The organism is Variovorax xiamenensis, from assembly GCF_050916385.1.
In the GTDB taxonomy this organism is placed as follows: Bacteria; Pseudomonadota; Gammaproteobacteria; order Burkholderiales; family Burkholderiaceae_C; genus Variovorax.
The window spans coordinates 973,658-996,356 of record NZ_CP139038.1 but is presented as its reverse complement, the minus strand read 5'-3'; the positions used below and the strand labels follow the sequence as shown (position 1 = coordinate 996,356).

Annotated in this window: 20 protein-coding genes and 1 pseudogene; 12 read left to right on the top strand and 9 right to left on the bottom strand. The window is 69.1% G+C overall.

The features are described 5' to 3' along the window. Window positions 1-39: 39 nt before the first annotated feature. The 4 genes and pseudogenes from SFB74_RS04210 to SFB74_RS04195 all read right to left on the bottom strand — a co-directional run. Entirely contained in the window at window positions 40-429 is a 390-nt protein-coding gene (locus SFB74_RS04210) for a nuclear transport factor 2 family protein (protein ID WP_432729453.1), read from the bottom strand. A 44-nt stretch (window positions 430-473) separates the two neighbouring features. Next, window positions 474-1,280 carry a MoaF C-terminal domain-containing protein gene (locus SFB74_RS04205; protein ID WP_432729451.1) on the bottom strand — a complete coding sequence of 269 codons (807 nt, stop codon included), beginning with the start codon at window positions 1,278-1,280 and terminating at the stop codon, window positions 474-476. 14 nt (window positions 1,281-1,294) lie between these two features. Further along, a complete protein-coding gene (locus SFB74_RS04200; RefSeq protein ID WP_432729449.1) occupies window positions 1,295-2,104 on the bottom strand; it encodes an SDR family NAD(P)-dependent oxidoreductase in 810 nt (269 codons plus the stop codon). Window positions 2,105-2,189: 85 nt separating this feature from the next. After that, window positions 2,190-3,782: pseudogene (locus SFB74_RS04195) on the bottom strand (GMC family oxidoreductase); the annotation flags it as partial. 127 nt (window positions 3,783-3,909) lie between these two features. On the opposite strand from SFB74_RS04195, the gene hemE reads away from it, so the two are divergent. Then, the gene (gene hemE / locus SFB74_RS04190; RefSeq protein ID WP_432729447.1) at window positions 3,910-5,019 is read left to right on the top strand and encodes a uroporphyrinogen decarboxylase; all 1,110 of its coding nucleotides are present in this window, start codon (window positions 3,910-3,912) and stop codon (window positions 5,017-5,019) included. Between the two features lie 5 nt (window positions 5,020-5,024). Here hemE and SFB74_RS04185 read toward each other — a convergent pair whose 3' ends face one another. After that, a complete protein-coding gene (locus SFB74_RS04185) occupies window positions 5,025-5,270 on the bottom strand; it encodes a hypothetical protein (RefSeq protein ID WP_432729445.1) in 246 nt (81 codons plus the stop codon). 204 nt (window positions 5,271-5,474) lie between these two features. Here SFB74_RS04185 and SFB74_RS04180 point away from each other — a divergent pair, with 204 nt between their 5' ends. Further along, the gene (locus SFB74_RS04180) at window positions 5,475-7,574 is read left to right on the top strand and encodes a primosomal protein N' (RefSeq protein WP_432731874.1); all 2,100 of its coding nucleotides are present in this window, start codon (window positions 5,475-5,477) and stop codon (window positions 7,572-7,574) included. A gap of 49 nt (window positions 7,575-7,623) precedes the next feature. On the opposite strand, the gene SFB74_RS04175 is transcribed toward SFB74_RS04180, so the two are convergent. Further along, complete coding sequence (locus SFB74_RS04175) at window positions 7,624-7,833, bottom strand: hypothetical protein (protein ID WP_126021610.1); 210 nt, start codon at window positions 7,831-7,833, stop codon at window positions 7,624-7,626. Window positions 7,834-8,071: 238 nt separating this feature from the next. On the opposite strand from SFB74_RS04175, the gene SFB74_RS04170 reads away from it, so the two are divergent. Further along, window positions 8,072-8,776, top strand: coding sequence for a hypothetical protein (locus SFB74_RS04170; RefSeq protein ID WP_432729443.1), 705 nt, complete (start codon window positions 8,072-8,074; stop codon window positions 8,774-8,776). Here the strand turns inward: SFB74_RS04170 and SFB74_RS04165 are convergent. Then, window positions 8,765-9,790 (bottom strand): AEC family transporter, encoded by a 1,026-nt coding sequence (locus SFB74_RS04165; protein WP_432729441.1) that lies wholly within the window; start codon window positions 9,788-9,790, stop codon window positions 8,765-8,767. The two genes, SFB74_RS04170 and SFB74_RS04165, sit on opposite strands and share 12 nt — an antisense overlap. A gap of 154 nt (window positions 9,791-9,944) precedes the next feature. Between SFB74_RS04165 and SFB74_RS04160 the strand changes: the two genes are divergently transcribed. From SFB74_RS04160 to SFB74_RS04120, 9 genes are all read left to right on the top strand, one after another. Next, window positions 9,945-12,053, top strand: coding sequence for an ATP-dependent helicase (locus tag SFB74_RS04160; protein WP_432729439.1), 2,109 nt, complete (start codon window positions 9,945-9,947; stop codon window positions 12,051-12,053). 23 nt (window positions 12,054-12,076) lie between these two features. Further along, complete coding sequence (locus SFB74_RS04155) at window positions 12,077-12,556, top strand: hypothetical protein (RefSeq protein WP_432729437.1); 480 nt, start codon at window positions 12,077-12,079, stop codon at window positions 12,554-12,556. Further along, window positions 12,553-13,737, top strand: coding sequence for a phospholipase A (locus SFB74_RS04150; RefSeq protein ID WP_432729436.1), 1,185 nt, complete (start codon window positions 12,553-12,555; stop codon window positions 13,735-13,737). The genes SFB74_RS04155 and SFB74_RS04150 overlap by 4 nt, the downstream gene beginning before the upstream one ends. Window positions 13,738-13,762: 25 nt before the next feature. Beyond that, entirely contained in the window at window positions 13,763-14,602 is an 840-nt protein-coding gene (gene nadE, locus SFB74_RS04145; protein ID WP_301509090.1) for an ammonia-dependent NAD(+) synthetase, read from the top strand. Between the two features lie 265 nt (window positions 14,603-14,867). Next, window positions 14,868-16,052 (top strand): porin, encoded by a 1,185-nt coding sequence (locus SFB74_RS04140; protein WP_432729434.1) that lies wholly within the window; start codon window positions 14,868-14,870, stop codon window positions 16,050-16,052. Window position 16,053: 1 nt separating this feature from the next. Then, window positions 16,054-16,476, top strand: a complete 423-nt coding sequence (locus SFB74_RS04135; RefSeq protein WP_432729432.1) for a c-type cytochrome — start codon at window positions 16,054-16,056, stop codon at window positions 16,474-16,476. After that, window positions 16,473-17,912, top strand: a complete 1,440-nt coding sequence (locus SFB74_RS04130) for a D-arabinono-1,4-lactone oxidase (RefSeq protein ID WP_432729430.1) — start codon at window positions 16,473-16,475, stop codon at window positions 17,910-17,912. The genes SFB74_RS04135 and SFB74_RS04130 overlap by 4 nt, the downstream gene beginning before the upstream one ends. Continuing rightward, window positions 17,909-19,204 carry a DSD1 family PLP-dependent enzyme gene (locus tag SFB74_RS04125; RefSeq protein ID WP_432729428.1) on the top strand — a complete coding sequence of 432 codons (1,296 nt, stop codon included), beginning with the start codon at window positions 17,909-17,911 and terminating at the stop codon, window positions 19,202-19,204. The genes SFB74_RS04130 and SFB74_RS04125 overlap by 4 nt, the downstream gene beginning before the upstream one ends. 19 nt (window positions 19,205-19,223) lie before the next feature. Continuing rightward, window positions 19,224-20,624: a coniferyl aldehyde dehydrogenase gene (locus SFB74_RS04120; RefSeq protein WP_432729426.1), complete on the top strand. Its 1,401-nt coding sequence runs from the start codon at window positions 19,224-19,226 to the stop codon at window positions 20,622-20,624. 15 nt (window positions 20,625-20,639) lie between these two features. Here SFB74_RS04120 and SFB74_RS04115 read toward each other — a convergent pair whose 3' ends face one another. Further along, a complete protein-coding gene (locus SFB74_RS04115) occupies window positions 20,640-21,335 on the bottom strand; it encodes a TetR/AcrR family transcriptional regulator (RefSeq protein WP_432729424.1) in 696 nt (231 codons plus the stop codon). Window positions 21,336-21,438: 103 nt separating this feature from the next. Then, window positions 21,439-22,695: a tetratricopeptide repeat protein gene (locus tag SFB74_RS04110; RefSeq protein ID WP_432729422.1), complete on the bottom strand. Its 1,257-nt coding sequence runs from the start codon at window positions 22,693-22,695 to the stop codon at window positions 21,439-21,441. Window positions 22,696-22,699 lie beyond the last annotated feature (4 nt).

The following is a 22,699-nucleotide window of genomic DNA, read 5'->3' as shown; positions in this document are numbered from 1 at the left end:
CGGGGCGATGCGTTGAAAAGAAAAAGAAGGGAGTCGTCGTCACTGCATGGCCCGCGCCACGAGCAGCGTGTCGGTGAACTGCTCGAAGCGCCGCACCTTGCCGCCCTGCACCTGCCACACATGGGTGACGCGCGCGTGCATGGTCTTGCCGGTGGCGCGGTTGCGGCCGTGGTAGTCGCCGATGCCGACCACGGTGTCGCCGCCATCGACCAGCCGCTCCAGCACGAAGCGGTAGCCCTCCCACTCGGCGCCCAGCGCCTTGAAGACCTTCTCGATGACCTGCGCCGGGCCGACGTGCGTGCCGGCGCAAGGGAAGCCGGCCATCTCGGTCCACTGCACGTCGTCGGCGATGTCGGCGAACATGGCTTCGAGGTCCTGGCGGTCGGAGGCGGCGTAGTGGTCGGCGACGATCTGGTGGGGCGTGCGCATGAAGTGAAGCTCCTGGGTGTGACAGCGAAAAAGAACGGAAGGGATCAGACCGGCCCGAACTCGGGCGGATAGAAGGTCTGCGAGGCCTTGCGCATGAAGGCGCCCGCGGGGTTGTTGGCGACTTCGCCGGCACCGGTGACGCCGAGGAACTTGCCGGTCGAGCGGCCTTGCGCGAAGTCGAAGAAGAACACCGACGCGACCGGAATCAGGAACTCGCGGAAGGTGAAGATGTACTGCCCGTCGTCGAACTTCCAGTAGCTCGCGAGGTCGACGTCGCCGTGGCCGCGCTGCACGCCGACCAGGCACTGCCAGGCATAGCGCTCCGAGCTCAGGTAGGTGTGCTCGTAGGTGTGGTTGGGGCTGTAGATCTGCCAGGTGCGCAGGCCGATGAGGTCGCGCGTGGCATGCGGTTCGATGCCCGATGCGGCAGCGTCGCCTTCGAGCGTGCCGGGCCAGAAGTCCTGCGGCACGCGTGGCTGTCCCGCCGCTTCCTCGGCGCTGACGATGCTGCAACGGATGGCGAGCACGCGGCGCGTGCGCGTGTTGAGCACAACGGTCAGCGCCTCGGTGGGGCGGCTGGCCTGGGTGATGTCGAGGAAGAAGGTGTCGGGCGCGACCTCGATGGCCTCGTACCAGTCGGCCTGTGCATGTCCGCCGCGCGCGCCCTCTTCCCGCCAACCCAGCGTGTGCTGCGTGCGCGGCTTCAGCGTGAGGCGGAAGCCGGGCAAGGCCAGCACCAGCGTCTGGCCGGCAAGCGCGTCGGTGGGGGGCTGGCGGTTGGTGGCGATGCCGAGCGCGAACTGGTCGTAGGTCTTCCAGTCGGCGGGCTTGGTGGTGGTGTCGGTGCTCATGACGTTGTTCTTCCTCAGGCGTCGTGCGCGAAGGCGATGGTGGGAAGGTCCACGGCGGAGGCGCCGCCATCGACCATCAGCGAGCCGCCGGAGACCATCGCGGCCAGCGGCGATGCGAGGAACATCACGGCGTTCGCCACGTCCTCCGGGCTGGCGACGCGGCCCATGGGCACGTCGCGCGTGACGAGGTCGTAGGCCGCGTCGGCATCGGGCAGGCGGTACTTGTCGACGAGCACCTGCATCTGCTCGTCGGCCATCTCGGTGCGCACCCAGCCGGGGCATACCGCGTTCACGCGCACGCCCTGCCTGCCGTAGTCGCGCGCCAGCGAACGCACGAGGCCGATGAGCGCGTGCTTCATCGTCACGTAGCCGACCACGCCCGGCCCCGCGAAGTGGCCGGCGAGCGAAGACAGCACGACGATGTTGCCGCGCCGCTCGATCAGTTCCGGCAGCAGTTCGCGCGCGCAGACGAAGGCGGTGTCGAGGTTCAGGCGCGTCGAGAGCGCCCACGATGCGTCGTCGGTCGAGAGCGCATCGCCGATGCCGTGGCCGCCCGCGTTGGCGACGAGCACATCGACGCGGCCGAACTTTTCGCGCGCCTGGGCCAGCGCGCGCCGCACGTCGTCGGTGCTCGCAGCATCGCCCGCAACGGCAAGCCCGCCGAGCTTCGAAGCGACCGCCTCGAGCTGCGCGAGGCGCCGCCCCATCAGCACGACACGGCCGCCCGCCGCGACGAACTGCGCGGCCACCGCCGCGCCGATGCCGGTACCGCCGCCCGTGATGAACGCGACCTTGCCGGCCATGGAATTTCCTGTGGAACTCATTCGCTCTGTCTCCTTGTTCTCGTCGGGATCGACTCTAGGTTTCGGCGCGAATCCGCGATTGACCGAAGGCGCAGAGTCAATTGCCCGACAGCGCAAAGTCGGCGCAGCGCTCGGCCAGCATCACCGTGGGCGCGTTGGTATTGCCGCTGACCAGCGAGGGCATCACCGAGGCGTCGCACACGCGCAGCTTCTTCATGCCGTGCACGCGCATGCGCGCATCGACCACGGCCATTTCGTCGCGCCCCATGCGGCAGGTGCCGCTCGGGTGGTAGACGGTCTTGGCGCGCTGGCGCACGTAGGCTTCGATGGCGTCGTCGGCCAGGTCCTCGGCGGCCGAAGGCGCGAGCTCTTCCGACACCAGCTCGCGCAGCGCCGGCGCGCGCAGGATGCGGCGCGCGAGTTTCACGCCGCGCACCAGCGTGGCGACGTCTTCCTGTGCCTGCAGATAGCCGCCGTCGAACAGGATCGGCGCCATCGGGTCGGCGCTGCGCAGCCGCACGCTGCCGCGCGAATTCGGTCGAAGGAAGCAGGGGTTGATCGAGATGCCGTGGCCGGCCAGCGGCTCGCGGTCGACGTCGCCCACCAGCACCGGCAGCACGTGGAACTGCAGGTCGGGCCGGCCCTCGCCGGTGGTGTCGACGAAGCCGCCGCTCTCGACCACGTTCGAGGTGAGCAGGCCGGTGTTGAAGAGCGTCCATTGCAGGCCGTGCTTGAGCGCCGTGAGCCCGCGGTCGTTGCCCAGCAGGCTGATCGGCTCGCGCGTGCGGCCGTAGACCGAAACCTCCAGGTGGTCCTGGAAGTTCTCGCCCACGCCGGGCAGGTCGCGCGCCACCGCAATGCCTAGCGACTGCAGCTGCGCGCTGGGGCCGATGCCCGAGAGCATCAGCAGCTTGGGCGATGCCAGCGCGCCGGCCGAAAGAATCACTTCCTGGCTGGCCGTGACCACCATGTCCTCGCCAGTGCCGCGCGCACCCGTTCGGTAGACCACGCCGGTGGCGGCGCCGTCCTGCGTCAGCACGCGCGTCACGTGGGCACCGGTGACCACGGTGAGCTTCGGGTTGCCGCGCACGGCCGCGAGGTAGGTGGCCGCGGTGCTGGCGCGGCGGCCTTCGAAGGTGGTCGTTTGATAGAAGCCCACGCCCGCCTGTTCGGCGCCGTTGAAGTCGTCGTTGTAGGCCAGGCCGCTCTGCTGCGCGGCGCGCAGGAAGGCCAGGCTCAGCGGGTGCCGGAAGCGCGTGTCGCTCACCTTCAGCGGCCCGTTGGTGCCGTGCAGGCCGCAGGCGAAGCGCGCGTTGGCCTCGGCCTTGCGAAACCACGGCAGCACGTCGCGCCAGCCCCAGCCTTCGCAGCCCTGCGCCTGCCAGCCGTCGTAGTCGGCGGGCGTGCCGCGGATGTAGACCATGGCGTTGACCGAGCTGCCGCCGCCCAGGGTGCGGCCCTGCGGCACGAACATCCTGCGGCCGGCCGCGGCGCTCTGCGGCTCGCTCTCGTAGGCCCAGGTGCGCTCGGTGCCGATCACGCGCACGAAGGTGGCGGGCATGTGGATGAAGCGGTCGTCGTCGGGCGGGCCGGCCTCCAGCAGCAGCACGCTGCGGCCCGCCTGCACCAGCCTGTGCGCCAGCACGCAGCCGGCCGAGCCGGCTCCCACCACCACGAAGTCGAAAACCTGTTGCGCCATGTTCTGTCCGGATTTGTTGTTCCGGGCGGATGCTCGGCGCTGCGGCGCGCCTTGGATCACCGGGGCAGGTTGGTGCAACTCAAAATGCGCTGTCGGTCAATGCGGGGGCGCCTGCGACAATCGGGAAATGCCTTTCGCCCCATTGCAAAACGACACTTTCCTGCGGGCCTGCTGGCGCCAGGCCACCGACCACACGCCCGTCTGGCTGATGCGCCAGGCCGGCCGCTACCTGCCGGAGTACGTGGCCACCCGCGCGAAGGCGGGCAGCTTCATGGGGCTGGCCACCAACACCGGCTACGCCACCGAGGTCACGCTGCAGCCGCTGGAGCGCTATCCGCTCGACGCGGCCATTCTTTTCTCCGACATCCTGACCGTGCCCGACGCCATGGGCCTGGGCCTGTCCTTCGAGGCCGGCGAGGGCCCGCGCTTCGCGCGCCCGGTGCGCGACGAGGCGGCGGTGGCCGCGCTCGAAGTGCCCGACATGGAGAAGCTGCGCTACGTGTTCGACGCCGTGGCCTCGATCCGCAAGGCGCTGAACGGCCGCGTGCCGCTGATCGGCTTCTCGGGCAGCCCGTGGACGCTGGCCTGCTACATGGTGGAAGGCGCGGGCTCCAGCGACTACCGCCTCGTCAAGAGCATGCTCTACGGCCGCCCCGACCTGATGCACCGCATCCTCGCGGTCAACGCCGATTCGGTGGCCGCGTATCTCAACGCCCAGATCGACGCCGGCGCGCAGGCCGTGATGATTTTCGACAGCTGGGGCGGCGTGCTGGCCGACGGCGCGTTCCAGGAATTCAGCCTCGCCTACACCGCCCGCGTGCTGGCCGGCCTGAAGCGCAACGGCGCCGACGGACAGCCGGTGCCGCGCATCGTGTTCACCAAGGGCGGCGGCCTGTGGCTCGACGCCATGCGCGAACTCGACTGCCAGGTGCTGGGCGTGGACTGGACCGTGAACCTGGGCGCCGCGCGCCGCCAGATCGCTGAAGGCACGGACGGCAAGGCCAAGGCGCTGCAGGGCAACATCGATCCGAACGTGCTGTTCGCGCCGCCTGCACAGATCGAGGCCGAGGTGGCTAAGGTGCTCGACGCCTTCGGCAAGCCGCACACCGACCGCGCCACCCAGGGCCCGACGCACATCTTCAACCTGGGCCACGGCATCAGCCAGTTCACGCCGCCGGAGCACGTGGCGGCGCTGGTGGAGGCGGTGCACGCCAGGTCGCGGGCAATGCGCCGTTGAGACTGTTATCCGCGGAAACGGGCTGACGCAGCGGCGGCGGCCCCCGGAAAATCGGCCCGCAGCCGTTTGTCAAGCGCAAAAACGGTATATGCAACCGCACTTATGCACAAAACACGTGTTGCAGTGCGCAAGATTTCCGGGTTACCCATCTTCCTTGCTTCCAAAGAGATAGCAAAGCTAAGTCGTTGATTTATATAGGATTTGAACTTTGCTTTTTTTCCGGGCAATCCAGCCAGAGCCTTGATTTTCAAGGCTTGGCAGCGAGTCCAGCCTGCTTGTCAACAAAGTTATCCACAGAAACTCTGGACGAGGGCCAAAGCGCTGAAAAATCAACGACTTAAGCGCCCTTGCTCAAAGTCTTTTTAACAAACCTCTCCAAGAAGGACCGCCCCATCTCCACCGCCCGCCTCCCACTCGACGAGGCCCTCGATCCGACGAACGGTGCCCCCGCGGCGCTGCCCTGGCGGCTCGACATTGCCGTGCAGACGCCCGCGCACGCCGCGCTCGGCGACCTGCTGAGCTACGCCAGCGCCGAGCCGATGCCGCCCGGCACGCTGGTTCGCGTGCCCCTGGGCAAGCGCGAGGTGCTGGGCGTGGTCTGGAACGAGCCGGTCTCGCTGGAAGGCGCGGAGCCCGACATGGCGCTGAAGCCCGTGGGCGCGGCGCTCGACGCGCTGGCACCGCTGGGCGAAGGCTGGCGTGACCTCGTCGCCTTTGCGGCGCGCTATTACCAGCGCTCGATCGGCGAGATCGCGCTGGCCGCGCTGCCGCCGCAGTTGCGCGACCTGTCGACGGCGCAACTGGCTCGCCGCCTCAAGCGCAAGAGCGCGGCGGGGCCGGTGGCCGAGACGACCGAATCCGCGAACCCGGTCGCGCTGAGCGCCGAGCAGACGGCCGTGCTGGCGCGCATCGAGGCAGAGTCGGGCACCTTCCTTCTGGTCGGCAGCACCGGCAGTGGCAAGACCGAGGTGTACCTGCGCTGCGTGGCCGACCTGCTCGCGCGCGAGCCCGAGGCCCAGGCGCTGGTGATGGTGCCCGAGATCAACCTCACGCCGCAGCTCGAGGCCCGCTTCAAGGCCCGCTTCGGCGACGAGGCCGTCGTCTCGCTGCACAGCGGCATGACCAACCCGCAGCGCCTGGCGAGCTGGCTGGCGGCGCACAGCGGCGCGGCGCGCATCGTGCTGGGCACGCGCATGGCGGTGTTCGCGTCGATCCCGGCGCTCAAGCTCATCGTGGTCGACGAGGAGCACGACCCCAGCTACAAGCAGCAGGAAGGCGCGCGCTACTCGGCGCGCGACCTCGCCGTGTGGCGCGGCCAGCGCGAAAAGGCCAAGGTGCTCCTGGGCTCGGCCACGCCGTCGCTGGAAAGCTGGCACCAGAGCCGCCCGGCCGAAGGCGAAGACCCGGGCGGGCGCTACGTGCGGCTGGCCATGCCCTCGCGCATCGGCGCGGGCGAGCTGCCTGCCGTGCGGCTGGTCGACATGAACCTGCAGCCGCCGAAGACGGTGATCTCGGGTGTGCTGCTCGACGCCATCGGCAAGCGCATCGCGCGCGGCGAGCAGAGCATGATCTTTCTCAACCGGCGCGGCTATGCGCCGGTGCTGGCCTGCGGCGACTGCGGCTGGAAGAGCGAGTGCCCGCACTGCAGCGCGTATCGCGTGTTCCACAAGATCGACCGTACGCTGCGCTGCCACCACTGCGGCTTCACCGAGCGCGTGCCGCGCGCCTGCCCGGCCTGCGGCAACCCCGACATCGCGCCGGTGGGCCGCGGCACCGAGCGGCTCGAGGAGCACCTGGCGGAACTGTTCTCTTCCGTGAAGCGGCCCGACGGCAGCGCCGTGCGCATCGCGCGCATCGACGCCGACAGCACCAAGAAGCAGGGCGCACTCGAATCGCAGCTCGCGGCAGTGCACGCGGGCGAGGTCGACGTGCTGGTGGGCACGCAGATGATCGCCAAGGGCCACGACTTCCGCCGCATCACGCTGGTGGCCGCGGTGAACCCCGACGGCGCCCTGTTCTCCAGCGACTTCCGCGCGCCGGAGCGCCTCTTCAGCCTGCTGATGCAGTCGGCCGGCCGCGCGGGCCGCGACGCCGCGTACCTCGCCGCGCAGGGCGCGACGGCCGAGATGTGGATACAGACGCACCACGCGCAGCACCCGCTCTTCATGGCGCTGCGCAAGCACGACTACACCGCCTTCGCCGCGCAGCAGCTCGACGAGCGCCGCGCCGCCGGCATGCCGCCCTTCGCGTTCCAGGCGCTGCTGCGGGCCGACGCGCGCGAGCAGGCGGTGGCGCAGGGCTTCCTGAACACGGCGGCCGACCAGGCCGAGGCGCTGCCGGGCGCGGACATCGTCACGCGCTATCCGGCGGTGCCGCTGGCGATCCAGCGCGTGGCGAACGTGGAGCGCGCGCAGATGCTGATCGAGAGCCCCTCGCGCGCCGCGCTGCAGAAGCTGCTGTCGGCATGGCAGCCGCTGCTGCACGAACTGCGGCGCACGCCGGAGGGCAAGGGTGTGATCCGCTGGCTGGTCGACGTCGATCCGCACAGCATCTGAATACGGGCCGCCGCGCCTGGGCCCGGGGCCCGCCCGCAGACCGCGGTTCTCAGTGGTAGCCGGTGGGCTCCTTGCCCATGTCCACGTAGCGCAGCTCGTTGTGCCTGCGCCGCGCGACGCTCACGGGCCATGCGAACACCACGAGGCTCAGCGCCGCGAGTGCGATCGCGGTGGCGGTGCCGAACTTGCCGGCATGCCAGAACCAGCCGACGGCAGAGAGCCAGGCCAGCCATAAAAGGATGCGAACCAGAATTGCCATCGCGCGCCCCATTCACATCTTTGACTTGGAAGCACTGTAGCAGCGCATCTGCAAACCCAAGCATTCATCTGAAGTGGTAGCGGGTAGCTATGTCTTACGACATGCCCAGAACTACCGCAAATTTGTGAAAAAAGAGTTGACGGCACACCCCGGCGCTGCTCAAGCTGTAAAGACGCGAACCCGCCGGGGATCGCCCACTCCAAACTGCCTCGCTCACTGGTTGCAAAGGTAGGTCGCCGTGAAACCGCCGTCTTGTCCTGGTTGGTCCCTCTCGCTGGCATCGTGCCTCACCGGCCTCGCGCTCGCCGCCGCCGTGCCGTCCGCCCCGGCGGCCGATCTGGAACTGCAGGGCAGCCGCCTCGTCGTGTCGGGCATGCTCGACGGCACCATGCTCAAGGAATTCACCGAGCAGCTGGGCAGCGGAACAATCCATACCGTGGTTTTCGAGGACTCCTTCGGCGGCACCGCCGAAGCGGCCGGCGCCTTCGCCGACGCCATCCGCGCGAGCGGCGTGCAGACCGAGGTGCGCGGCCAGTGCATGGCGGCCTGCGCCTACGCCTTCCTGGCCGGCAAGACCCACCGCTTCGGCTACGGCCTGCAGGTCAACGGCATCCTGCTGCCCGTGGCGCAGCGCCCCACCGCCGCCGAACTGGCGGTGCGCTGGCGCGGCGACGAGGCCCACAAGACGCTGGCCGAGTTCACGCCCACATCGGCATCGGCCGCATCGGCTCCTTCCGCCGCCAAGCCCATCGAGGCCAGCGCCCCGCCCACCGCCAAGGACAACTGGCAGCCCGACCACGGGGTGCTCTTCACCGCGAGCCCCACGCTCTTCGGCCGCATCTACAACACGTACTACTGCGACGGCACCCAAGGCCGCGATTTCTCGAAGTGCGAGCGCCTGGCCGATGCCGACCCGTTCAAGCTCGGCGTGCTAACCCCGTAGCCCGCTCACCGCGAGCGGGAAGCTCAGGAAGGCGATCACCGTCGTCCACAGGATGATGCGGGCGATGCGCCCGTTGTCCGCGCCGAAGCGCTCGGCCAGCATCGACACGTTGCTCGCGCTCGGCAGCGCAGCGACCAGCACGATGGTGACGAGCGCCGCGTGCGAGAGCGGCAGCCCCGCCGCCATGGCGCCCAGCCCCAGGCCCCACACCAGCAGCGGATGCACGAGCAGCTTCACCGCGACCACCGGCAGCACGTCGCTCCAGGGCGCCTTGGCCGCCGGCATGCGCCCGGTGGCGCCCATGGCCTCGGCCACGGCCGCGCTGGCGTCGTGCTCGCGCGCCAGCAGCGCCGAGCGGGCCAGCACGGCGCCGATGGTGAAGAGCGCCACCGGCGAGGCCGCGTCGGCCAGCATGGCGATGGTGCGCTCGATAGGCCCCGGCAGCGGCCAGCGCGCGGCCGACAGCAGCACGCCCAGCAGGATCGACCACGGCATCGGGTTGACCACGATGCCGCGCAGCGCCTTGCGCGCGGCCAGCATGGCGCCGTGCCGCCCGGCGCCACCGGCCCCGTCGAGCCGCGACAGCGCGATGCACAGCGAGGAAGTGACGACGAGGTCGAACGCGATCGTGATGATGATCGGCCCCGCCGCCTGCGCGCCAAGAATGGCCACCAGCAGCGGCACGCCCATGAAGCCGGTGTTCGGAAAGGCGGCCACCAGCGCGCCGAAGGCCGCGTCGTTCCAGCCCACGCGCGCATTCCGCGTGAACGCCACCACGCCCGCCACCACGGCCAGCGCGCAGATGCCCCATATCAGTGCAACGCTGCCGTCCAGCAGCTGCCCGATGGGCGTGCCCGCGCCGAAACGCAGCAGCATGCACGGCAGCGCGAAATACAGCACGAAGGTGTTGAGGCCGGGAATGGCGTCCAGCGGCAGGATGCGGGCGCGCGCCGCGCCATAGCCGGCCGCGATCAGCGCGAAGAAAGGGAAAGTAACAAGGAATACAGGCAGCACCGCTGCATTGTCGTTTGCCGGCCCGCGCGGCCGCATCGGAGTGCCCGGCCTACAAACCCGGCGGGGGCCGCCCCCGTATCATTGGCCGCTTTGCTTTGCGCCAGCCGTTCCCAACGGCGTTCTTCACGGCCTCTTCAGGTTCTCTTTTTCTCCCATGTCTCACGGTCTCAATCCCGCACAGCTCGAAGCGGTCAACTACATGAGCGGTCCCTGCCTGGTTCTTGCCGGCGCGGGCTCGGGCAAGACGCGCGTGATCACGCACAAGATCGGCCGGCTCATCCAGTCGGGCATCCAGCCGCAGCGCATCGCGGCCATCACCTTCACCAACAAGGCCGCCGCCGAGATGCGCGAGCGCGCCAAGGACCTGATCGGCAAGGACGCGCGCAAGGTCGTTGTGTGCACCTTCCACGCGCTGGGCGTGCGCATGATGCGCGAGGACGGCGGCGTGCTGGGCCTGAAGAACGCGTTCAGCATCCTCGACGCCGACGACGTGACGAAGATCCTGAAGGACGCGGGCGGCACCACCGACGCGGCCACCGCCCGCATCTGGCAGTGGACCATCAGCAAGTGGAAGAACATGGGCCTGAACTCGGCTCAGGCCGAGGCCCAGGCCGCCGACGACAACGAGCGCATCACCGCGAAGATCATGGCCCGCTATGAAGAGCGGCTGCTGGCCTACCAGAGCGTGGACTTCGACGACCTCATCGGCATGCCGCTGAAGCTGCTCTACGAGTTTCCCGAAGTGCGCGCCAAGTGGCAGGCGATGATGGGCCACATCCTGGTGGACGAATACCAGGACACCAACGCCACGCAGTACGACGTGCTCAGGGCCCTGGCCGGCGAGCGCGGCCACTTCACGGCCGTGGGCGACGACGACCAGTCCATCTACGGCTGGCGCGGCGCCACGCTGGACAACCTGCGCAAGCTGCCGGTGGACTACCCTGCGCTCAAGGTCATCAAGCTGGAGCAGAACTACCGCTCCACCAGCGCCATCCTGCGCGCGGCCAACAACGTGATCGGCCCCAACCCCAAGCTCTTTCCGAAGACGCTGTTCTCCGAGCTCGGCGAAGGCGAGCCGGTGCGCATCGTCGATGCCGACAGCGAGGTGCACGAGGCCGAGCGCGCGGTGGCGCGCATCGTGAGCATCCGCGCGGGCGAGGCCATCACGCAGGGCAAGCAGTACAAGGAGTACCGCGACTTCGCCATTCTTTACCGCGCCAACCACCAGGCGCGCGTTTTCGAGCAGGCGCTGCGGAAAGCGCAGATCCCGTACAAGGTCTCGGGCGGCCAGAGCTTCTTCGACCGCGCCGAGATCAAGGACCTGTGCGGCTGGTTCCGCCTGTGGGTCAACAACGACGACGACCCGGCGTTCCTGCGCGCCATCACCACGCCCAAGCGCGGCATCGGCCACACCACGCTCGCCAGCCTCGGCACCTTCGCGAGCCAGTACAAGCTGAGCCTGTTCGAGGCGCTCTTCAGCCCCTCGCTGCCCAGCGTGATGCCCAAGCGCACGCTGGAGGGCATCCACGAGTTCGGCCGCTACATCAACGACCTCGAATACCGCGCGCGCCGCACCATGGGCGCGGAAGACTCGCGCACCTTCATGCTCGACTGGCTGAAGGAGATCGACTACGAGAAGCACCTGTACGACGGCGAGGACAGCGAAGCCGCGGCGGCCTCGCGCTGGACCAACGTGCTGGAGTTCGTCGACTGGATGTCGCAGCGCGCCGGCGGCACGCTCGACGACACCTCGGGCGCCGACAGCGGCGGCATCGAGAGCGAGCGCAAGAGCCTGCTCGAGGTGGCGCAGACCATCTCGCTGCTGTCGACCATCAGCGAGCGCGAGCAGGACCAGGACATGGTCACGCTCTCCACGCTGCATGCCTCCAAGGGCCTCGAATGGCCGCACGTCATGCTCATCGGCGTGAGCGAGGGCCTGCTGCCCTTCAAGCTCGACGACGACAACGGCCGCCAGCAGCAGGTGAGCGAGGACACGCTGCAGCGCCTGCAGGAAGAACGCCGCCTGATGTACGTGGGCATCACCCGCGCGCAGCGCAGCCTGGCCGTGAGCTGGACCAAGAAGCGCAAGCAGGGCCGCGAGATGGTGCCCTGCATACCGAGCCGCTTCATCGCAGAGATGGGCCTGGACAAGGCCACCACCAAGGAAGACCCGCGCGAGAAGCTCAAGGCGCTGCGCGCCGAGTTCGCGCGCAAGGCGCAGGACAGCGCCGCCAAGGCCGCCGCCGCGGCCTCGGCACCATGAAGATGACGACGACGACGAAGCCAATGAAGAAGACCGCCACGATCACCGCGCTGCTGGCCGGCGTCCTTGCCCTTCTCTCGGGCTGCGCCTCGATGCACGGCGGCAATCCCGACTGCCCCACTGACGCGCGCGACCTGCCGCTCGAATCGCTGTACGGCAACTGGGAAGCACGCTTCGACAACCTGCCCGCCGTGGCCGTCGTGCAGCTCGGCAAGCACCCCGACTACGACGGCGTGCGCGGCACCATCACGCGCAACGGCGCGAATCCTGCGAAGGCCACGGTCGCGCAGCTCGCGGGCGACGTGGACGACGAAGGCGCGCTCTCCATCGACGAGTCGCAGGACGGCCGCGCCATCAGCGGCGTGTGGTCGGGCAAGCTGCAGACCGCCTCGTGCGGCCGCGAGTTCAGGGGCACCTGGCGCAATGCCGCCGACGAGAGCACGCACCCGTTCGTGCTCAGCAAGACGGCGCCACCCGCGTCACAGGAAGGAAAGAAGCAATGACGAAGACGACCACCATCTCGCGATCTCGCTTCAGGTTCAACACGCTCGCGGCCGTGGCCGCGTGCCTCGGCGGCGCGGCGGGCATGGCCCACGCGCAGGCCGTGGACAAGCCCCCGAGCCCGCTGGCCGATTCGCAGCTCACCTGGCAGCAGTGCACCGCGCTGGGCGCCAACAACGAGGCACGCCTGGCCTGCTTCGACCGCTGGGCGCAGCAGCAGACGCTGCCCGCGGCGGCAGTGCCGGCGGCGCCTCCGGTGCTCGCGAGCACGCAGCCGCCGGTGGACGGAACGCTCCCCGCGACGCGCGTGGTCTCGGTGGCCACCACCGAGGGCTGCCGCGACCGCCAGTACTCCGCTCTCTCGCGCTTCTGGGAACTGGAGAACGCCACCGACTGCGGCACCTTCGGCTTCCGCGGCTATCGCCCGCTCAACGTGTCGGTCTCGGCCGCCACCAAGAAGCCCGAGACGCCGACCTCGCCCTCGGCCGGCCACACCGCCGACCCGGTGGCCTACCAGGCCAACGAGATGCGCATCGGCTTGTCGGTGCGCACCAAGCTCGCCCAGGGCATGCTCACGCAGAACGATCCGGTCAAGAAGGACTCGCTGTGGTTCGCCTACAGCCAGCAGTCGACCTGGCAGCTGTTCAACGGCTCCATCTCGCGGCCCTTCCGCACCACCGACCACGAGCCCGAGCTGATGTATGTCTACCCGACCGACTTCAAGCTGCCGGGCGGCTGGCGCTGGCGCTATTCGGGGCTGGGCATCGTGCACCAGTCGAACGGCCAGAGCCTGCCGCTGTCGCGCAGCTGGAACCGCGTCTACCTGATGGGCGGCGCAGAGCTGGACGACCGCTTCACCATCACCGGCCGCATCTGGAAGCGCATCTCCGAGAGCGCCGCGAAGGACGACAACCCCGACATCGCCGACTACTACGGCCGCGCCGAGATCACCGGCCGCTGGAACCTCAACCGAGACAACCAGCTCGCCGTGACCGTGCGCAACAACCTGCGCGACAGCGGCCGCGGCTCGATCCGCCTCGAGTGGCTCAAGGCGATCGGCGACCCGACCAAGAGCAACCTGCGCTTCCACACGCAGCTGTTCTCGGGCTATGGCGATACGCTGGTGGACTACAACCGCAAGCGCACCGTGCTGAGCATCGGCCTCAGCCTGGTCGATTTCTGATTCACTTCACACGCCCTTCCACACCATGAGCGCAGACCTCTCTCCCGTCGACGACACGCAGCGCGAAATCATCGCGGCGCTGCATGTCGCGCCCGTCTTCGATGCAGCCCGCGAGCTGGAGCGGCGCGTCGACTTTCTCGCGAGCTACCTGAAGCAGACCGGCCTGAAGACGCTGGTGCTGGGCATCAGCGGCGGCGTCGATTCGCTGACCGCCGGCTGCCTCGCGCAGCGCGCGGTCGAGAAGCTGCGCGCTACGGGCTACGACGCCACCTTCATCGCGATGCGCCTGCCCTACGGCGTTCAGAAGGACGAGGCCGAGGCGCAGGCCTCGCTCGCGGTGATGAAGCCCGACCGCACCATCACCGTCGACATCCGCCCCGCCGCCGACGGCATGCTCGCGGCGCTGAAGGCTGGCGACCTGACGTTCCGCGACGCAGCGCACGAAGACTTCGTGCTGGGCAACATCAAGGCGCGCCAGCGCATGATCGCGCAGTTCGCGGTGGCCGGCGCGCACGACGGCATCGTCATCGGCACCGACCACGCGGCCGAGGCGCTGATGGGCTTCTTCACCAAGTTCGGCGACGGCGCGGCAGACATCACGCCGCTCACCGGCCTCAACAAGCGCCGCGTGCGCGCGGTGGCGCAGCTGCTGGGCGCGCCCGACGCGCTGGTCTACAAGGTGCCGACCGCCGACCTCGAATCGCTGGTGCCGGGCAAGCCCGACGAGGACGCCTTCGGCGTGACCTACGAACAGATCGACGACTTCCTCGAAGGCAAGCCGGTGTCGGCCGAGGCGCGCCGCATCATCCTCTCCACGCATCGCAAGAGCGCGCACAAGCGCGCGCTGCCGGTCGAGCCGTTCTGACGGCGGCGGCCACGCCACGGCCGCTCCTTCCCTCCTTTTCCGAAAGCATCGCGCCCCGACTCCGGGGCGCGATGCTTTTGTGCGCCCGCAGCATCCGTTCATCGGCCCAAGACACAAGAACGACGGTTCTTAATAAAACATTGGCTTTTTCAAGAACATCGTTCTAACATCCGCTCCGCGCCGGAAACACGGCGCACTTCCGGCGACGAGCCCGCCCACGAGCGAGCCGCGCCCCCACTCGGTCTGGGCAGATGAAGGAGACAACATGAAGAGAAGAACAGCCGCCGCGCTGGGCGTGGCGCTGTGCGCCGGCGGCGCATGGGCGCAGAGCAGCCTCACGCTGTACGGCACCGTTGACGCGAGCCTGCGCTACGAAACCAACGCCACCGACTACGCGCCCGACGGCACGCCGGTCAGCACCCGCTCCAGGTTGCGCATGACAAGAAGCGGCGGCGGCCTGTCGGACAGCTTCTGGGGCGTGAAGGGCGCAGAGGACCTCGGCGGCGGCCTGCAGGCGCTGTTCCAGATGGAAAGCCGCTTCGACATCCGCAACGGCAAGCTCACGCCCGACGACACCACCTACTTCCAGATCTCGTACGTGGGCCTGCAGTCGTCCTCGTGGGGGCAGCTCACCTTCGGGCGGCAATACAACGTGGCCATGGAGGCTGCCTCGCTGGCCTACGGCTCCAACCTCTGGGCCGACTACTTCAACGCCTTCAAGCCCGAGCACACGCTGCTGGCGGCGAGCAAGACCAACAACATGATCCACTACGGCGCGCAGCTCGGCGACGTGGTGCTGCTGGCGCAGTACGCCATCGGCGAGGGCGACCGCCCAGGCGGCGGCGGACGGCGCGGCAGCCAGTACGGCGTCGGCGCGGCCTACGTGCCGGAGAAGGGCCCGGTCAAGCTCAGTGGCGCGTGGATGCGCACCGTCGACGACAACTCGCGCGCGAAGTTCGACATCCACACGGCCGGCGCGCAGTTCGTGATCGGCGACTCGGTCACGGTGCAGGCGGGCTACATCCAGAACCGGCGCGACAACGACTTCACTTCGTTCGCCAACGGGCCGTTCGGTCCGGTCGATCTCGCGGGGCTGGGCATCATCTCGCCCGCGCAGGTGGTCGATCCGAGCATCCCGGGTGGCTTCAGCAAGCGCCGCATGGTCCTCGGCGGCGTCACCTGGAAGCCCATGCCGCTGCTCACGCTCGCGGCCAACGTGTGGTTCACGCGGCAGCGCGGCTACACCGCCGACTTCGACGGATCGGCGCGCCAGTTCCAGCTGGTGGCGGGCTATGCGCTGTCGAAGCGCACGATGCTCTACGCGGAAATCGACCGCTCCGTCTACCGCGGCGGACTGGTCGGCGCGCAGCTCGTGGGCATCAACGGCCAGAGCCCGACGGTGGCGCACACGCAGACCGGCACCACCATCGGCATCCGCCACAGCTTCTGACATGCAACGAGACAACGGGGACCACGCGCGCATGCGACCTGCTTTTTCAGTCTTCTTCGTGCGCTGCGGCCTCGCGGCCCTGCTGCTCGCCGGCATCGCCGCCTGCAGGCAGGAGCCGGCGCAGGCCGCCGCCATGTCCGACGCGCAACGGGCCGAATCGCTGCTGCCGGCCGACCCGGCGCTGCGCGCGATCTACCAGCGCTCGTGCGCGGCCTGCCACACCTCCGTCGACGCAAAGGCACCGCTGACCGGCTCCGCCGCGCAGTGGAAGCCCCGCCTGGACAAGGGCATGGAGCAGCTCGTGAAGCACGCGATGGAAGGCTTCAACGCCATGCCGCCGAAAGGCCTGTGCGCGGACTGCAGCGCGGCCGACATGCGCGCGCTGATCGGATTCATGAGCCAGGGAAAGGACGAACGCCAATGAACGACAACGCCGCCAACCAGGACCGCGAAGGCCGCCGCACGGTGCTGAAGGCCGGCGCGGGCATCGCGGTGACCGCGGCACTCGCGGGACGCGGCCTGCAAGCCCATGCGGCAGCCGATACGGCCGCGCCGGCAGCTGCTGTGCCCGCCGCGCCGCAGCCCATCGCCTGGACGAACTGGTCCGGCATCCAGCGTTGCGTGCCCCGCGCCATCGAAACGCCGGGCAGCGAGGCGGAACTCGCCGAGGTGCTGCGCAAGGCCGGCCCGGGCGGCATTCGCTGCGTGGGTGCCGGCCACTCGTTCACCCCGCTGGTGCCCACCGAGTCCACGATGGTCTCGCTCGACCGCATGTCGGAGCTGGTGTCCGTCGATGCGCAGGCGCAGACCGTCACGCTGCAGGCCGGCGCGCGCCTCGCGCTGCTGTCGCGGCAACTCGACGCCAAGGGCCTGGGGCTGCGCAACCTGCCGGACATCGACACGCAGTCCTTCGCGGGTGCCATCGCCACCGCCACGCACGGCACCGGCCGCACGCTGCCCGCGCTGCATGCGGACGTGGTCGCGCTGCGCCTCATGACGCCGCAGGGCGAGGTGCTCGAGTGCAGCGAGCAGCGCAACCCCGAGCTGCTCGCCGCCGCGCGCGTCTCGCTCGGCAGCCTGGGCGTGCTCACGCAGGCCACGGTGCGCGTGCTGCCTGCCTTCAACCTGCACCGAAGGGTGTTCCTCAGGCCGCTGCAGGCCATGCTCGACGAAGCGCCGGCCTTGGCCGAGAAGCACCGCAACTTCGAGTTCTACGTGCTGCCGCACACCGGCTACGCGGCGGGCATCGTCAACGATGTCTACGACGGCGCCGACACGGTGCAGCCGCCTTCGGCCGACGAGGACATGCTGCGCGACCTGCGCCGGCTGCGCGACTGGCTCGGCTGGTTTCCGTCGCTTCGCCGCTGGGTGGCCAACCGGCTGATCGACGGCGAGCAGACCGAGGAGGCGAAGAACCGCTCGTGGAAGCTGCTGTCCACCCAGCGCCCGACGAAGTTCAACGAGACCGAATGCCACGTGCCGCGCGAGGATGGCATCGCCTGCGTGCGCGAGGTGATCGCCGCGCTGGAGCGCCGCGACGACGTGTTCTTTCCGCTGGAGTTCCGGTTCGTAAAGGCCGACGACGCATGGCTGAGCCCCTTCCACGAGCGCGACAGCTGCTCCATCGCCGTGCACGCGGCGCAGGGCGAGCCCTACGACTACCTGCTCTCCGAGATCGGCCCCATCTACCGCAAGTACCGGGGCCGGCCGCACTGGGGCAAGCTCCATGACCTCGGCCCCGCGCAGCTCGCTACGCTCTATCCGCGCTGGAACGACTTCCTCGCACTGCGCGCCAAGCTCGATCCGCAGGGGCGCATGCTCAACCCCTATCTGCGTCAACTGTTCGGAGTCACTGCATGAGCGGCAAGAGAAGAAGAAAGATCCTGCTGGGCGCCGCCGGCGTCGCGGCGGTGGGCGCCGTGGGCGCCTTCGCGCTGCGCCCCGGCGACAACGGCGCGCCGCACGACGGCTACTTCGCCGCGCTCAACGAGGAGCTGAAGAAGAACGGCCCGATGCGCCCCTGCATGGTCATCGACCTCGACCGCATGGACCGCAACATCGACCTGGTCATGCAGAGCCTGCGCCAGGGCGGCAAGCACTACCGCATCGTGGAGAAGTCGCTGCCCTCGCAGGAGTTGATCGGCTACGTGGCGAAGCGCTCTGGCACGAAGCGGCTGATGTCCTTCCACCAGCCCTTCCTGAACATCGATGCGCGCATCTTCCCGGACTTCGACATCCTCATGGGCAAGCCGCTGCCGGTGCGCTCGGCCGAGCTCTTCTACGCGCAGCACAAGGGCCCGTTCGACGCATCGCGGCAGCTGCAGTGGCTGCTCGACACGCCCGAGCGGCTGCAGCAGTACCTGGCGCTGGCCAGGGGTCTGGGCACGCGGATGCGCATCAACATCGAGATCGACGTCGGCCTGCATCGCGGCGGCGTGGCCGACAACGCCACGCTGGGCCGCATGCTCGACATGATCGCGGCCAACCCGCAGCAGCTGGAGTTCGCCGGCTTCATGGGCTACGACGCGCACGTCGGCTTCGGCGTGCCGAAGGCGCTGGGCACGCCGCAGGAGCTGCTGGCGAAGGCCATGGCGATCTACCAGGGCTTCGTCGATCACGCTCGCGGACAGTACCCGGCGCTGTGGAAGGACGGCCTCACGCTCAACACCGGCGGCAGCCCCAGCTACAAGCTGCACGAGGCCGAGAAGCTGAGCACCGAGGTCAGCACCGGCACCGCGCTGCTCAAGCCCACGCACTACGACATCGAGACGCTGGCCGAACACGTGCCGGCCGCCTTCATCGCCACGCCGGTCATCAAGGCCGCGGGGCCGGTGGAGATTCCCGCGCTGGACGGCAAGTCGAAGGTCTTCTCGTGGTGGGACGTGAACCAGCGCCAGACCTACTACATCTACGGCGGCTACTGGCTGGCCGAATACGAGTCGCCGAAGGGGCTGCAGTTCAACGGCATCCTCGGGCACAGTGCCAACCAGGAGAACGTGAACGGCTCGCCGGCCACCGGCCTGAAGGTGGACGACCAGGTGTTCCTGCGGCCCGCCATCGCCGAGGGCGTGCTGCTGCAGTTCGGCGACCTGGTCACGCTGCGCGGCGGCAAGGTGCAGGATCACTGGCCGGTGTACCAGCAGGCGGGCTGATGCCGTCATCAGGAGAACCATGACAAACGACGACATGCGACAGAGCTTCGACACGATGCGCGCCGCGAGCCTGCGCGCGCAGACGCCGCCATGGAGCGAGCGCGCCGACCGCCTCAAGCGCCTGCGTGCGCTGGTGAAGGACAACCGCGGCGAGATCGCCGCCGCCATCAGCGCCGACTTCCATCACCGCGCATCGCAGGAAACCGAGCTCGCCGAAGTGTTCCCCTCCATCGAGGGCCTGCAGCATGCGCTGGCGCACGGCAAGAGCTGGATGCGCGTGCGCCGCCGCTCGACCGGCCTCTGGTTCAAGCCCGCGTCGTCGCGCCTCATGCCGCAGCCGCTGGGCGTGGTGGGCATCGTGGTGCCGTGGAACTACCCGCTGTACCTGGCGGTGGGGCCGATGACGGCTGCGCTGGCGGCGGGCAACCGCCTGATGGTGAAACAGTCGGAGTTCACCCCGCGCTTCGCAAAGTTGTTCGCCGGCCTCGTGGGCAAGCAGTTCGCCAGCGACGAGATCGCGATCGTCAACGGCGACGCCGAGACGGCCCGCGCCTTCTCGAGCCTGCCCTTCGACCACCTGCTGTTCACGGGCTCGACCGCCGTCGGCCACCATGTGATGCGCGCCGCGAGCGAGCACCTCACGCCGGTGACGCTGGAGCTGGGCGGCAAGTCGCCCGCGATCGTCGGGCCGGAGGCCAACTTCGACAAGGCGGTCGAACGCATCCTGGTCGGCAAGACGCTCAACGCGGGCCAGACCTGCATCGCTCCCGACTACGTGCTGGTGCCCGAAGGCCAGCAGCAGCGCTTCGCCGAGAGCGCGCGGCGCGTGTTCGGCGCGATGTACCCGGCGCTGGCCACCAACGCCGACTACACGAGCATCGTGAGCCCGCGCCACTTCGCGCGGCTGCAGGAGCTGGCGGCATCGGCGCAGCAGCAGGGCGCGGTGGCCGTGCCGCTGTCGGACACGGCCGCCGACCCCGCGACACGCCGCTTTCCGCCCGTGCTGCTGACCGGCGTGAACGACGGCATGCGCGTGATGCAGGAGGAAATCTTCGGCCCGCTGCTGCCGGTGCTGCCCTATCGCGACATCGGCGAGGCCATCGCGTACGTCAACGCCCACCCTCGCCCGCTCGCGCTCTACCTGTTCGAAAAGAACCGCGCGACCATCGAGCGGGTGATGCAGGACACCGTGACCGGCGGCGTGTCGATCAACGACACCCTGCTGCACGTCGCGCAGGACGACCTCCCCTTCGGCGGTGTCGGCGCCAGCGGCATGGGCGCCTATCACGGGGAGGACGGCTTTCGCACCTTCTCGAAGATGAAGCCGATCTTCCACCAGTCGGCGCTCAACGGCCTGGGCCTGTTCAGGCCGCCCTACGGCAAGACCTTCGAGCGGATGATGAAGCTGCTGGTGCGCTGAAGCGGCACCGGCGGGTCAGCGCTTGCCGGACGACGACAACAGCTTGATCGCCGCCGCCGACTTGCTTCCCGGAAAGCGCTGCACGATGCCCAGCAGCAGGATGTCGAGCAGCAGGTCGAGGTGCGGCGCGGCATCGAGCCGCTCGATCCATGGGTCGTCGCCGGTGGATACGCGCAGCGAGGTCATGCCGTGCATGCCTTCCCAGATGATCTGCGTCGCCACGGCCAGCTGCTTCTCGTCGGCCGCCACGTAGCCCTCGTCTGCCAGCTGTGCAATGAGGCTGCAGACGAAGGCGTAGGGGTCGTTCTCCGGGTCGCCGAAGGTCAGCGTGGAGGTCTCGATGGGCGCGGCCGGACGGCGCTCCATGAACACCAGGAAATACTGGTCGGGATGCTTCAGGCCGTTCTCGACGTAGGCATGGCAGGCCAGCCGGATGCGCTCCAGAGCCGTGGCACCCGTTGCAACCGCCGAGCGCATCAGCTTGTGCAGGCGAATCAGGTCGTCGTCGATCGCGCTGGTGATCATGGTGGCCTTGTCGCCGAAAAGCGCGTAGACCACCGTGTTGGAGAAGCCCGACTCTTCGGCCACCTTGCGCATGGTGATCTCGCGGGCGCCGCTCTTGACGATCATCCTGCGCACCACCTTCAGAATCTCCTTGCGGCGTTGCTCCAGCTCTCGTTGCTTGCGTTCCTGAAGGCTGCTTGTGGCCATGGCGTCTGTGGGTCCGGCGTCGTTCGTCTCTGTGGGCGAATCTTAGCCGGGGCCGGATCGCGGCCCGCCATTGCACCCTGCCGGTGCAAGGTCTGCAGGCCGCTCAGCGCGTGACGACCTTCCAGCGCCCGGCCGAGATCTCCGCCGCATAGGGCGCCGGAATGCTGGCCTCGTAGCCGTTGTCGCGCACGACGGCGTCGTAGCTGCAGACGGCCTGGCCGCCGGCGTCGTACAGGGTCCAGCGGACCTGCGTGCCGTCGGGCGCCTCGTGCACCACCTGCATCGAGGGGGCGCCGATGTTGGCGCCCACGTGGGCGTAGCGCGCGTCCACCGTCATCGGCACATGGGGCGGAAAGGGCTTGTTGCCCGGCAGGTCGAACCATTCGTCGTGCGCGAGCAGGCTGCGCTCGGCGACCTTCCAGACGCGGTGCCGCAGGAAGTGCTGGTCGGCATAGCGCGAAGAGAAGGGCCGGCTCTTGAGGTAGGCGCGCATGTCGCCCGCCATGTCCCAGAAGACGCCCGCGCAGGCGCCCCACATGCCGGCGAGCATCAGCTCGGTGTGCGAGTGGTAGTCGCGCATGACGTGGAACCAGCGGTCGGAAGCGCACCATGCGCGCACCGCCGCCTGGTCGCGCGAGGAGAGCAGCGAATCGGCGTCGCGGAACTGCACGCGGTCGACCGCTGGATCGTCGAGCGCAAGAAAGCGCCACATGGTGCCCGGCAGGTCGCCGCCGCTCACGGAGCGCACGTCGACGACCGACGCGCCCTCGCGCAGCAGCCGCCCGCAGACATCGGCCGGCACCGAGTCGTCGACGTAGAAGCGGCACACCCATGCCGGAAAGAACTCACGCGCGGCCCGCACGTTGAGCACCGCCATCTCGCAGTAGCGCGGGTCGCCGCCGAAGAGGCTGAAGGCGATGAGGTTGCGATGGCGGTTGCGCCCGTCGAAGCTGCGCGGCGCGGGCGAGCCGACCGTGGCCGCAGCCGGCTCCTTCGCGGCCTCCTGCTGCTTCAGCCGCAGCGACGCGGAGCCGAACTCCCGCACCTCGTCGCGCTTGCCGAGCTGCCCTGCCGCCTCCGCCAGGCCGTCATAGGTGTTGGCTGTCTCGAGCTCGCCGACGATGCGGCGGTAGAGGTGGTAGGACTGCTGCGGCTGGCCGAGCCGCAGCAGGCACAGCGCCACGTCGGCCAGCGGCTGCGGGCTGTGCGTGGCCTGCCAGGCCTGGGTCGCGAAATTGCGCGCCCTTTCGTAGTCGCCCTGCGCGAAGGCAGCGCGGAACTGCGTGCCCAGCGCGTTCAGCGCCTGCTGCGTGATCGCGGCCTTGCGGCCCGGAGCCGATGGCTTCTTCCTGGTCGTCATCTTC